Raw genomic sequence first — 12,069 nt, 5'->3', positions numbered from 1 at the left:
CCGGCAGGGTCCGCCTGGCCTGCCACATGACCCCGGCACTCCCGAACGTCTTTGTACTACGGAGCGGAGTATTCGTACGTCACGACAGTCGTCGTTTCCCCAGATGGGGTCATCTCGTCTCGCGGACCGCCCGTCTGCACGAAGCCGACGCATTCCAGTACCCGGCGAGATCCGACGTTTTCCGGGGAAGTCCGTGCCGTCAGCCGAGTCAGGCCCACCTCAGCGGCCAGGTGAGCAACTGCGGACAGGCCATGGCTGGCCGCGCCGCGACCGCGGCCCTGAGGCGCCAACCAGAATCCGACCTCTGCGCCGCACTCGTGGAGGTCGAAAAGAACGATGCTGCCGAGGAAGTCATCGGATGACGCGTCCGCGATGGCCAGCACGGCGAGCGTGTCGTCGGCCAGGCCGCGTGCGATGACACCGTCGATCTGCTCACGCACGATCTCAGCCGAGTACTCACGCAGAGGTAGATGCCCGAACCGTCGTACCGCGGCATCTTCGGTGCCCGCGGCGAATGCGTGTGCATCGCCGTGGTGCAGCCGCCGGACCGTCACGTTGCCTTCGCCGCGGGGTAACCGTTCGGCGATCCTCACTTGCGGCGCTTCGACGCCTTGTTGCTGCGGTTGACCTCGACGGCCCTGTTGATCAGGGCCTTGAACGCCTCTGGATCCAATTCGTCGTCTTCCTGGAGGTCGATCGACCGCCCGACGGGTGCCTGCAGGCTCGCGTTGAAGAGTTCATCGGGGTCGTCGATCGACGAGCCCTTGGCGAAATTCACCTTGACCTTGCCCTTGTACATCTCCAGCGTGCAGATGAGCCCGTCCAACGAGAACGCCGGTACGCCATCGGGGTTCGACGGCTTTCGCCACTTGATCTCCTCGACGACGTCGGGTTCAGCTTGTTTGATCAATGACCGAATCTCGTCGACCCGGTCTATGCGCCAGTCTTCAGCCATACCCCCGAATTTAACGTCTTGCCGCTACGCCCCCGGCGGGACTAGGTGCAGCAGTTCGGGTCCAAAACGGCGCACAACGCATTCAACGCATCGCGGTGAGGTCGGTGGTAGACGTTCATTCCGCGCCGATCGGACTCGACCAGCCCAGCGCGCCGAAGCTGCGTCAGGTGATGGCTGACGGTCGATTCGGTCAACCGAAGCGCTGTCGCAAGTTCGCCGCTGTTCTGCTCGCCCGCCGACGAACTGAACAGCATCGACATGATCTTCACCCTGGCCGGGTCGGCGAGGGCCTTGAGTCGAAGCGCGACGTGGAGCGCATCGTCGTCGCTCATCGGGCCGGCGGCGACCGGCGCGCAGCACACCGGCGCGGACATGTCGATCACGGGCAAAGCCTTGGGCATGAAATGAAGTCTGCCATGGGTCTTGACATATATCAAAAAGGTGAGGAAGGTGGTGGCAGCCGGCTACTTAGATATATGTCACACAAGTATGGAGGAACATCATGTCCCGCGTTCAGCTCGCCCTCAACGTCGACGACCTCGACGAAGCAATCACCTTCTACTCGAAGCTGTTCAACACCCCGCCCGCCAAAGTCAAGGAGGGCTACGCGAACTTCGCGGTCGCGGAACCACCGCTGAAGCTGGTACTACTGGAAAATCCCGGCAGGGGCGGCACGATCAACCACCTCGGAGTCGAGGTCGGGACGAGCGAGACCGTTCACGCCGAAATCGCCCGCCTGACCGACGAAGGCCTGTTCACCGACGAAGAGATCGGCACCACCTGTTGCTTCGCCAAACAGGACAAGGTCTGGGTCACGGGCCCGGCGGGCGAGAAGTGGGAGGTGTACACGGTGCTCGAAGACTCCGACACCTTCGGCTCCAGCCCGCAGCGCGCCGGCGACGGTGACGCTGACGGCGGCGTCTGCTGCGGAGGCAAGGCCGCGGACAGCGACGACAAGGTGGCGGTCACGTCTGCCTGTTGCTAGATGCAATGCGCCCCGCCGCGACCTCGTGGAGATCTGGTCGCGGCGGGCGCATCATCGAAGTATGGAGACGAGCGGTACGAGCGTCGACCGAGCCGCGATCAACGCCGACCTCGAACGTGCCCGCATCGACTTCCACCGACTGCTAGACAGCGCCGAACCCTCGGACTGGACAAGGCCGACCGACGGCACCCGATGGACCAACGAAGAGCTGTTGTTCCACATCGTATTTGGATACATGGTTGTTCAACGGCTTGTGGTGCTGATAGCGGTCTTCGGGCGGCTTCCCCGCGTTACAAGCGTCGCGTTCGCCCGCATACTCAACGCATCGACCCGCCCTTTCCACCTGATCAATTACTACGGGTCGCGAGCCGCCGCCCTCGTGTACAACCGTCGTCGGATGGGCGCAAAGCTCGACCGCGTGATCAGTTCGCTCCAACGGCGGATGGCCAACAAACCCGACAGCGCCTTCCTCCGGGGCATGTACTTCCCGACTGGGTGGGACCCCTTCTTCAGCGATTACATGACGCTGGAGGATCTCTACCGATACCCCGGACGGCACTTCTACTTCCACTCCCGCCAGCTCACCCTCACCAGGAGAACTTGACGCGACGGCTCCGGTTCACCCGATATTCGTTTGTGCCCTGAATCGATACGTGTCAATATCGATGAGTGTCTATGTCAGATCTCGCGTTGGACGATGGGACGGCCTGCCCCTACGCTTCCGTGGTCCGCGAACCGTTGTCGCCCACTGCCGCTGCCGATATCGCAGCCAAACTCAAGGCCCTGTCCGACCCTGTGCGCCTGCGCCTGTTCAGCTTGGTCGCCAGTCACGCCGGTGGAGAGGCCTGCGTCTGCGACATTTCCGGCGACTTCGACGTCACTCAACCCACGATCTCGCATCACCTCAAGGTCCTCAAAGACGCCGGGCTTCTCGCCTCCGAGCGTCGCGGGTCCTGGGTCTACTACTCCGCCCGTACTGAGACTATGATGACCCTCACGTCGGTTCTGAGCACTGTCGCCGACGAGGCGGCAACGGTGGCACCAGCGTGACCAGATCCGTCACCGCGGACGCTCACCCCACCGTTGTGGAGAAGTTGTCGCCGCTCGACCGCTTCCTGCCGGTGTGGATCGGCATCGCGATGGCCGCCGGACTGTTTCTCGGACGACTCGTTCCGGGTCTGAACACAGCCTTGAATCACGTTGAGATCGATGGCATCTCGTTGCCCATCGCGCTCGGCTTGCTCATCATGATGTATCCGGTGTTGGCAAAGGTCCGCTACGACCGACTCGACACCGTCACCGCCGACCGCAAGTTGCTCATCAGCTCGTTGGTACTCAATTGGGTGCTGGGCCCGGCGCTGATGTTCGCGCTGGCCTGGCTGCTGCTGCCCGACCTACCCGAATATCGCAGCGGCCTTATCATCGTGGGCCTCGCGAGATGCATTGCCATGGTCATCATCTGGAACGACCTCGCCTGTGGCGACCGCGAAGCCGCCGCCGTGCTGGTCGCACTCAACTCGATCTTCCAGGTCATCATGTTCGCGGTCCTCGGCTGGTTCTACCTGTCCGTGCTACCCGGCTGGCTCGGCCTGGAACAGACGACAATCAGCACCTCGCCGTGGGAGATCGCCAAGTCTGTGCTGATTTTCCTGGGCATTCCGCTGATCGCGGGATACCTGTCCCGGCGGCTCGGAGAGCGGGCCAAGGGTCGCGCCTGGTACGAAGCGACGTTCCTGCCCAAAGTCGGCCCTTGGGCGCTGTACGGTCTGCTGTTCACCATCGTGATTCTCTTTGCGCTGCAAGGCGAACAGATCACGAGCCGACCCGTCGACGCCACCCGCATCGCCTTGCCGCTGCTGATTTACTTCGCCGTGATGTGGGGCGGCGGCTACCTCCTCGGAGCCGTGCTCGGCCTGGGCTACCAGCGCACCACCACCCTTGCGTTCACCGCGGCGGGCAACAACTTCGAACTCGCCATCGCCGTCGCCATTGCCACCTATGGCGCCACCTCGGGCCAGGCACTCGCCGGAGTCGTCGGCCCGCTCATCGAAGTACCCGTGCTCGTCGCCCTCGTCTACGTCTCGCTCGCCCTTCGCCGCCACTTCACCGACGACTCGACCGCACTGCCCGTCACGCCCGATCGGAGCGGCCAATGACAGGAAAGATGGGCGACGGCAAGCCGACCGTGTTGTTTCTGTGCACCCACAACGCCGGACGGTCCCAGATGGCACTGGGCTACTTCGCCCACATGGCCGGGGATGACGCCGTTGGCTGGTCCGGCGGCTCGGAACCAGCCAACGAGATAAACCCCTCCGCAATTGAGGCCATGGCGGAAGTCGGCATCGACATCACCAACGAATTCCCCAAGCCCTGGACCGACGGGATTGTCCAAGCCGCAGATGTCGTCGTCACCATGGGTTGCGGAGACACGTGTCCCGTCTTCCCCGGAAAGCGGTACGAGAATTGGGAGTTGCCCGATCCCGCGGGCCAGTCGGTCGACGCGGTTCGACCGATCCGTGACGACATCGAGGAGCGCGTCCGCCGCCTACTCACTGAGCTCGGCGTCGCCGTTCGACGCGTACCCGGTGCGTAGCGCCAGCCGAAAGCGCTACTGAACTCAATGTCTAGACGTTGAACCGGAACTCGACCACGTCGCCGTCGGCCATGACGTAGTCCTTGCCCTCCATCCGCACCTTGCCCGCGGCCTTGGCCGCGGCCATCGAACCCGCCTCGATCAGGTCGTCGTAGGAGACGATCTCGGCCTTGATGAAGCCCTTCTCGAAGTCAGTATGGATAACGCCTGCCGCCTTCGGCGCGGTGTCGCCCTGGTGAATCGTCCACGCGCGAGCCTCTTTCGGTCCCGCGGTCAAAAACGTCTGCAGCTTCAGCGTGTGAAAACCGGCGCGCGCCAACGCATCCAGCCCGCGCTCGGTCTGGCCGATGGACTCCAGCAGCTCGGCGGCCGACTCGTCGTCGAGCTCCTGCAGCTCGGCCTCGATTTTCGCGTCCAGGAAGACCGCGTCGGCGGGTGCCACCAGCTCGCGCAGCTCCGCCTTGCGCGCCTCGTCGGTCAGCACCGCCTCGTCGGCGTTGAACACGTACAGGAAGGGTTTGGTGGTCAGCAGGTTCAACTCCCGCAGCGGCGCGACGTCGGTTCCGGCGGCGAACAACGTGGTTCCCTCGTTGAGGACTTCCTGCGCAGCCACGGCGGCCTCGTACGCGGGCCGGCGTTCCTTGTGCGTCCTGGCCTCCTTCTCCAGTCGCGGCAGCGCCTTCTCCAGCGTCTGCATGTCCGCCAGGATCAACTCGGTCTCGATCACCTCGATGTCGGATTTCGGATCGATGCGGCCGTCGACGTGCGCCACATCGTCGTCGCTGAACACCCGCACCACTTGGCAGATCGCATCGCTCTCGCGGATGTTGGCGAGGAACTTGTTGCCCAATCCCGCGCCTTCGGAGGCGCCCTTGACGATCCCGGCGATATCAACGAAGGTGACCGGCGCATGAACGATCTTTTCCGACCCGAACATCTTGGCGAGCTCGGCCAATCGCGGATCGGGCAGCGGAACGACACCCTCGTTGGGTTCGATCGTGGCGAACGGGTAATTGGCCGCGAGGACGTCGTTGCGCGTCAACGCGTTGAACAGCGTCGATTTCCCGACGTTCGGCAGGCCGACGATTCCCAGGTTCAAGCTCACAGGGTCCAGAGTCTAGGAGACCGAGACGGGCACGCCAGAACCGCGCTGACAGCCACACGGAGCCAGAGCCGGTACGGTCTACCTGTGTCAGCACAGCGCGCACGGTCGGCCGTCGTCGCCGACCACCGCTCCGCGCATCCCAACTTTCCCGGTGTGCCCGGGTGGGGTGGAGTGCTGATCGCGGTCACCCTGACAACGGTCGGGTTCGCGTTCGACGCCGGATCGGGCAGCAGGGAACTCAGCTCGGTGTTCGCCGCGTTCTATGTCCTCGGCTGCCTCGCCGCCGTACTGGCGGTCCGGCAGCAAGCGGTGTTCACCGCGGTCATCCAGCCGCCGCTGCTGTTGTTCGTCAGCGTGCCGGGGGCCTACTTCCTGTTCACCGGCGGCCAGTTCACCGGCGTGAAGGATCTGGCCATCAACTGCGGCTATCCGCTGATCGAGCGCTTTCCCCTGATGTTCTTCACCTCGGCGGCCGTGCTGCTGATCGGGATGTGCCGCTGGTACGTCGGGATGTCGACCCGTCGCGCATCTCCAGCCACCACCGAGGACAGCGAGGCGGACAAGCCCGCATGGGCGGCGACCGTCGCGACCGCGCTGGCGGCATCGGTGGCCAAGATCTCGTCGCTGTTCGCGCGCCAACCCAGTGACAACGACGAAGCGGCCGCCGCCCGACCACGCCGCAAGCGCCCCGACGCCGCACGCCGGGCCGCCCGCACGGACCGGGCCGCCCGCGCCGACCGGACGGCGGCGCGGACCAGCAGGGCGGCCGCCGATCGCAGCGGTCGGCCCGCCAGACGCAGCACCACGTCGCGGTCACGCCATGTGCGGCCTCCGGCCACCGAGATCATCGAACCGATCGCCGAGCGTCCGCGCCGCGCTCGCTCCGGCAGGCACGCCGAGCCGGCACCCGCACCCGAACCCCGGCGCAGGCCGCGCCCGTCGAACCCGCGTCAGCCTGGTCCTCCGCCCTCGGAACGCCGCACGGGTTACGACCGCAGGAGTCAGGACCGGACCGCGGACCGGCCCGAGCGCCGCCGTCGCTTCGACGACTACCAGCCTCGGGAGCCGCACGGCCGAAACGGCAGCAACGGCAACGGGTCGGGCAACGGGACCCACCATCCGATCTCCCGGGTGCGCTACCGCGGAGAGGAAGCCGACGACCGCGCCGAGTACCGCACCCGCCGCCGCGCCCCGCGCGGCTCGGAGGCCGATTCCTGGGAGTACGACATCTAGCCTCGGGCGCGCTCGATGCGATTACGCGCGGGCGGGGCGGATCTCCCTGGGCAACGCGAACACGAGTGTCTCGTTGGCCGTCGTCACCGGCTGCACCATGTCGTAGCCGTACTCGGCCAGCCGCTCCAACACGCCACGCACCAGGATCTCCGGCACCGACGCGCCAGAGGTCACGCCGACCGTCGTCACACCCTCGAGCCATGCGGGGTTGATGTCATCGGCGTAGTCGACCAGGTGGGCCGCATCCGAACCGGCACCCAACGCGACCTCGACCAGGCGCACGGAGTTCGACGAGTTCCGCGAACCGACGACGATCACCAGCTCGCACTCCGGAGCCATCGCCTTGACGGCGACCTGGCGGTTCTGGGTCGCGTAACAGATGTCGTCGCTGGGCGGGTCCTGCAGCGTCGGGAACTTCTCCCGGAGCCGACGCACCGTCTCCATCGTCTCGTCGACGCTCAGCGTGGTCTGCGACAGCCAGATGACCTTGCTCTCGTCGCGCACGGTGACGTTGTCCACCGAATCCGGTCCGTCGACGAGCTGAACGTGGTCGGGCGCCTCGCCGGCGGTCCCGATGACCTCCTCGTGGCCCTCGTGGCCGATCAGCAAGATGTCGAAGTCGTCCCTGGCGAAGCGCTTGGCCTCGTTGTGGACCTTGGTGACCAGCGGGCAGGTCGCGTCGATGACCTTGAGATCGCGCTCCTTGGCGGTCTGGTGCACGGTCGGGGCGACGCCGTGCGCGGAGAAGACCACGATCGCACCCTCGGGCACCTCGTCGGTCTCGTCGACGAAGACGGCTCCGGCCTTGGCCAACGTCTCGACGACGTGCCGGTTGTGCACGATCTCATGGCGCACGTAGACCGGAGCGCCGTGCTTCTCCAGTGCACGCTCGACGGTCTCCACGGCGCGATCCACTCCCGCGCAGTACCCGCGCGGTTCGGCCAGCAGTACGCGTTTCCCGGTCACGCCACCGGCGACCGAGCTCGAGGCGCCCGGAATCCCCATGTTGATAGTCGGCGGCATGGCTCCCAGGGTACGCATCAGCGGCCCAGCCAGACCAGCCGAGAAGTCGCCCGTAGGCTGTGACCATGGCAACCGCACCGTATGGGGTCCGTCTGCTGGTTGGCGCGGCGGTGACCGCCATCGAGGAAACCCGCAAGCTGCCCCAGACCATCCTGATGTACCCGATGACCGTCGTCAGTTCGCTCGCGCACCTGGTGATGAAGTTCCAACAGGACGTCGCCGACCTGGTCAACAAGGGTGACGAGACGCTGGAGACGATCTTCCCGCCCAAGGATGAGCAGCCCGAGTGGGCGACCTTCGACGACGATGTCGACGACTCCGAGGCGCCGAGTTCCGCGGCCTCCAGCGACGGCGAACGCATGACCGAAGGCCGCTTCGCGCTGTTCAGCAACGGTGAGCCGCGGTCGGCATCTCAACAGGACGGCAGCGAACAGGACGGCAGCGACACCTCCCTGGCGATCGGCGAGGCCCCCGAGATCGTCACCGAGCTCGACTACGAGTCGCTGACGCTGGCTCAGCTGCGCGCGCGGCTGAACACGCTGCGCGTGGCCGACCTCGAGGCGCTGCTGGCCTACGAGGAAGCCACCAAGGGCCGCGCCCCGTTCCAGACGCTGCTCGCCAACAGGATCACCCGCGCGTCAGCCAAGTGAGCGGCCCAGCGGGGCTGCGAATATGAGCGACGCCGAGCAGGGCCAGTCACCGGAGAACCCGTTTCCGGTCCGCTCCGTGTCGATGAAGATCAAAGACTGGATCGAACGACTGGGCACGGTCTGGGTCGAGGGTCAGGTCGCCCAGCTCTCGACCCGGCCGAACTCCAGCACCGCATACATCACCCTGCGCGACCCGTCGGTCGACATGTCGTTGTCGATCACCTGCCCGCGCGAGCTGGTGCTCAACGCGCCGGTGAAACTCACCGAGGGCACTCGGGTCGTCATGCTCGGGCGGCCAAACTTCTTCGTGGGCCGGGGTTCGTTCTCGTTGCGGGTCAACCAGATTCGTGCGGTGGGTGTCGGCGAGCTGTTGGCGCGTATCGAACGCCTGCGCCAGCTGTTACACGCCGAGGGACTCTTCGACCCGCGGCTCAAGCGGCCGATCCCGTTCCTGCCCAACATGATCGGGCTCATCACCAGCCGCGGCAGCCATGCCGAACACGACATGATCTCGGTGGCCACCGGCCGCTGGCCCGCCGTGCGCTTTGCGGTCCGCAACACCGCCGTGCAGGGCCCCAACACGGTGCCACAGGTGGTCGAGGCGCTGCGCGGACTCGACGCCGATCCCGACGTCGACGTGATCGTCATCGCCCGCGGCGGCGGCAGCGTCGAGGACCTGTTGCCGTTCTACGACGAGACGCTGTGCCGCGAGATCGCCAAGTGCACGACACCGGTGGTCAGCGCGATCGGACACGAACCCGACAATCCGCTGTGCGACCTGGTCGCCGACCTGCGCGCCGCCACGCCGACCGATGCCGCCAAGCGCATCGTTCCCGACGCCGCCGCCGAACAGGCCTACATCACCGATCTGTGCCGCCGAGGTGGCCGCGCGCTGCGCAACTGGGTGCACCGCGAGCAGCATGCCCTGGACCAGTTGCGCAGCAGGCCCGTGCTGGCGCAGCCGCTGGCGGCGATCACCTCGCGCGCCGACGAGGTCGACCGTCTGCGGATGACCGCCCGCCGCGACGTCACCCGACTGGTGGCCACCCAGACCGATCGCATCGGACACCTGGCGGCGCGGCTGAGCACGCTGGGCCCGGCGGCGACGCTGGCCCGCGGCTACGCCGTCGTGCAGACGATGCCCGATGCCCACGTGTTGCGCACCACTGCGGACGCCGCCACGGGTGTTCGGCTGCGGGTGCGGGTGGCAGACGGAGCGATCACCGCGATCAGCGAGGGGCCGGAAGGGGCAGAAAATGAAGCCCATTAGCGAACTGGGATATGAGGAAGCGCGCGAAGAGCTGGTCGCGGTCGTGCAGCAGCTCGAGCAGGGTGGACTCGATTTGGATACATCGCTGAAGCTGTGGGAACGAGGCGAAGAACTGGCGAAACGCTGTGAAGAACACTTAGCTGGCGCCCGCAAGCGCATCGAAGAGGCCCTGGCCTCCAAAGACGGCGACGAAAGTTGACAGCGCAACGATTCAGGATCTGAGGGGTCGAAACTGTAACACGTTTCAGTTACTCTGCTGGCCATGGGTGACTCAACGCTGACCACCGAATTGGGCCGGGTCCTCGTCACGGGAGGCTCGGGATTCGTCGGCGCCAACCTGGTGACCGAACTGCTCAAGCACGGACACGAGGTCCGCTCCTTCGACCGGGCCCCGTCACCGCTTCCGGCGCAGCCCGGGCTCGAGGCCGTCGAAGGCGACATCTGCGACCCCGACCAGGTGGCGGCCGCGGTCGCCGGCATCGACACCGTGTTCCACACCGCGGCGATCATCGACCTGATGGGCGGCGCGTCGGTCACCGACGAGTACCGCAAGCGCAGCTTCGCGATCAACGTCACCGGCACCGAACTCCTCGTGCGCGCGGCCCGCGTCGCCGGGGTCAAACGCTTCGTCTACACCGCATCCAACAGCGTCGTGATGGGCGGCAAGGCCATCTCCGGCGGCGACGAGACCCTGCCCTACACAGAGCGATTCAACGACCTGTACACCGAGACCAAGGTCGCCGCGGAGAAGTTCGTGCTGGCCGCCAATGGAGTCGACGGCCTGCTCACCTGCTCGATCCGCCCCAGCGGGATCTGGGGCCGGGGAGATCAGACCATGTTCCGCAAGGTGTTCGAGAGCGTGCTGGCCGGGCACGTGAAGGTCCTCGTCGGCGGCAAGAACGTCAAGCTCGACAATTCCTACGTACACAACCTGATTCACGGTTTCATCCTGGCCGCCCAGCACCTCGTCCCGGGCGGCACCGCGCCCGGGCAGGCCTACTTCATCAACGACGGCGACCCGATCAACATGTTCGAATTCTCGAGGCCCGTCGTCGAGGCGTGCGGCGAGCGCTATCCGAAGATCCGCGTGCCGGGCCGCCTGGTGTGGTTGGCGATGACCGTGTGGCAGTGGCTGCATTTCCGGTTCGGGCTGCCCAAGCCGATGATCGAACCCCTTGGGGTGGAACGCCTTTACCTCGACAACTACTTCTCGATCGCCAAGGCCGAACGCGACCTCGGGTACCGGCCGCTGTTCACCACGGAACAGGCCATGGCCGAATGCCTGCCGTACTACGTCGACCTGTTCCACCAGATGAAGAACGCCTCGAAGGAGCCGACGGTGAGCGTCGCGGCGGGGGCACCACCCGAGGGCTGAGCCGCGCCTCGCGGCGGTTACGTGGTCGCGAGCGACACAGCTACGTACGTTTCTGCTCGACGTTTGCGTACATAACTGAGCGCTGGGCGGTGACACCGGGCAGGGTGGTGGTGATGGTCGAATCACGGTTCACAACCAACGCGGGCGCTCGTCTGCACTATCTCGACTCCGGAGGTCCCGATCGCGGGGCGCCGGTCGTCTTCATACCCGGCTTCACCGACATCGCCGACGACTACGTCGAGGTGCTGCCGTTGTTCGGCCGGCGGGCGGTGGTCGCCGACCTACGCGGGCACGGACGCAGCAGCGCACCCGAAGGCGATTACGACTCAACGGTTCTCGGGACTGACGTCGGCGCGGTGGTCGACGCGGTCACCGACGGTCCTGTGCACGTGATGACGTTCTCGCGGGGCACCCCCTACGCGTTGACGTGGGCGCTCGCACATCGCGGGCGGGTCCGCTCGATTTCGATCGGCGACTACGTGCCCGAGGAGATCACGCTTCCGAAGGAGATCTCCACTTTCCTGCTGGACGGCCGGTGGCGTGGCACCCCGGTGCACGAACGGCTGAACCGGGCCGCCGGCGAGGCGATCTTCGGCGCCGCGCGCAAGCAGTCGTTCTGGGAACCGCTGGCGCGGTGGCAACCACCGCTGCTGGTGGTACGCAGCCCGAACAGCCCATTGATCTCCGACGCCGCCTGGGACCGTTATCGGGAGCTGTTCCCCTCGGCGTCGCTGCATGTGTTCGTCGACTCGCCGCACGACATCTTCCGTCCCGACCGCGAGCGCTACCCGGCGCTGGTGCGCGCACACGTCGACGCCGTCGACGCCTGAGCCGCCCCGCCCCACGCGTCTAGTGTGCGCTGAGATCGCCGAAACCGTAG

At 66.0% G+C, this 12,069-nt stretch carries 15 protein-coding genes and 1 pseudogene; 11 read left to right on the top strand and 5 right to left on the bottom strand.

The annotated features are described in order from the left end of the window. Positions 1–56: 56 nt before the first annotated feature. From RMCN_RS06985 to RMCN_RS06975, 3 genes are read right to left on the bottom strand one after another with little or no spacing between them, the layout of a single operon-like run. On the bottom strand, positions 57–593 hold the full coding sequence (locus RMCN_RS06985; RefSeq protein ID WP_067387970.1) for a GNAT family N-acetyltransferase: 537 nt from the start codon (positions 591–593) through the stop codon (positions 57–59). Further along, entirely contained in the window at positions 590–955 is a 366-nt protein-coding gene (locus RMCN_RS06980; protein WP_064411929.1) for a DUF1801 domain-containing protein, read from the bottom strand. Before RMCN_RS06980 ends, RMCN_RS06985 begins: the two co-directional genes overlap by 4 nt. Positions 956–996: 41 nt before the next feature. Beyond that, positions 997–1,356, bottom strand: coding sequence for an Rv2640c family ArsR-like transcriptional regulator (locus RMCN_RS06975; protein ID WP_064411930.1), 360 nt, complete (start codon positions 1,354–1,356; stop codon positions 997–999). Between the two features lie 101 nt (positions 1,357–1,457). Between RMCN_RS06975 and RMCN_RS06970 the strand changes: the two genes are divergently transcribed. From RMCN_RS06970 to RMCN_RS06950, 5 genes and pseudogenes are all read left to right on the top strand, one after another. Then, the gene (locus tag RMCN_RS06970) at positions 1,458–1,940 is read left to right on the top strand and encodes an ArsI/CadI family heavy metal resistance metalloenzyme (protein ID WP_067387969.1); all 483 of its coding nucleotides are present in this window, start codon (positions 1,458–1,460) and stop codon (positions 1,938–1,940) included. A 61-nt stretch (positions 1,941–2,001) separates the two neighbouring features. Continuing rightward, positions 2,002–2,544, top strand: a complete 543-nt coding sequence (locus RMCN_RS06965; RefSeq protein WP_067387968.1) for a DinB family protein — start codon at positions 2,002–2,004, stop codon at positions 2,542–2,544. A gap of 71 nt (positions 2,545–2,615) precedes the next feature. Continuing rightward, positions 2,616–2,990, top strand: a complete 375-nt coding sequence (locus RMCN_RS06960) for an ArsR/SmtB family transcription factor (protein WP_110765776.1) — start codon at positions 2,616–2,618, stop codon at positions 2,988–2,990. Between the two features lie 89 nt (positions 2,991–3,079). Beyond that, positions 3,080–4,096 carry an ACR3 family arsenite efflux transporter gene (gene arsB / locus RMCN_RS06955; RefSeq protein ID WP_409366038.1) on the top strand — a complete coding sequence of 339 codons (1,017 nt, stop codon included), beginning with the start codon at positions 3,080–3,082 and terminating at the stop codon, positions 4,094–4,096. A gap of 2 nt (positions 4,097–4,098) precedes the next feature. Next, positions 4,099–4,533 (top strand): annotated as a pseudogene (locus tag RMCN_RS06950) (arsenate reductase ArsC); the annotation flags it as partial. 31 nt (positions 4,534–4,564) lie between these two features. Here the strand turns inward: RMCN_RS06950 and ychF are convergent. Further along, positions 4,565–5,638, bottom strand: coding sequence for a redox-regulated ATPase YchF (gene ychF, locus RMCN_RS06945; RefSeq protein ID WP_064397576.1), 1,074 nt, complete (start codon positions 5,636–5,638; stop codon positions 4,565–4,567). An 84-nt stretch (positions 5,639–5,722) separates the two neighbouring features. Between ychF and RMCN_RS06940 the strand changes: the two genes are divergently transcribed. Continuing rightward, a complete protein-coding gene (locus tag RMCN_RS06940; RefSeq protein WP_067387965.1) occupies positions 5,723–6,871 on the top strand; it encodes a DUF6542 domain-containing protein in 1,149 nt (382 codons plus the stop codon). Between the two features lie 21 nt (positions 6,872–6,892). Here the strand turns inward: RMCN_RS06940 and RMCN_RS06935 are convergent, their stop codons facing one another. Continuing rightward, positions 6,893–7,894 (bottom strand): 4-hydroxy-3-methylbut-2-enyl diphosphate reductase, encoded by a 1,002-nt coding sequence (locus RMCN_RS06935; protein ID WP_064411939.1) that lies wholly within the window; start codon positions 7,892–7,894, stop codon positions 6,893–6,895. A gap of 65 nt (positions 7,895–7,959) precedes the next feature. Here RMCN_RS06935 and RMCN_RS06930 point away from each other — a divergent pair, with 65 nt between their 5' ends. The 5 genes from RMCN_RS06930 (at position 7,960) to RMCN_RS06910 (ending at position 12,019) form a co-directional block, all read left to right on the top strand. Next, positions 7,960–8,544, top strand: coding sequence for a lipid droplet-associated protein (locus RMCN_RS06930; RefSeq protein WP_064411940.1), 585 nt, complete (start codon positions 7,960–7,962; stop codon positions 8,542–8,544). 22 nt (positions 8,545–8,566) lie between these two features. Further along, positions 8,567–9,814: an exodeoxyribonuclease VII large subunit gene (gene xseA / locus RMCN_RS06925; protein WP_067387964.1), complete on the top strand. Its 1,248-nt coding sequence runs from the start codon at positions 8,567–8,569 to the stop codon at positions 9,812–9,814. Continuing rightward, complete coding sequence (locus tag RMCN_RS06920) at positions 9,801–10,013, top strand: exodeoxyribonuclease VII small subunit (protein WP_064416695.1); 213 nt, start codon at positions 9,801–9,803, stop codon at positions 10,011–10,013. The genes xseA and RMCN_RS06920 overlap by 14 nt, the downstream gene beginning before the upstream one ends. A gap of 63 nt (positions 10,014–10,076) precedes the next feature. Further along, a complete protein-coding gene (locus RMCN_RS06915; protein ID WP_067387963.1) occupies positions 10,077–11,189 on the top strand; it encodes a 3-beta-hydroxysteroid dehydrogenase in 1,113 nt (370 codons plus the stop codon). Positions 11,190–11,302: 113 nt separating this feature from the next. Further along, positions 11,303–12,019 (top strand): alpha/beta fold hydrolase, encoded by a 717-nt coding sequence (locus RMCN_RS06910; RefSeq protein WP_067388019.1) that lies wholly within the window; start codon positions 11,303–11,305, stop codon positions 12,017–12,019. Positions 12,020–12,069: the final 50 nt, after the last annotated feature.

This window comes from Mycolicibacterium novocastrense (genome assembly GCF_001570485.1).
In the GTDB taxonomy this organism is placed as follows: domain Bacteria; phylum Actinomycetota; class Actinomycetes; order Mycobacteriales; family Mycobacteriaceae; genus Mycobacterium; species Mycobacterium novocastrense.
The sequence above is the reverse complement of the archived record's forward strand: the minus strand, read 5'-3'. Positions and strand labels throughout refer to the sequence as shown.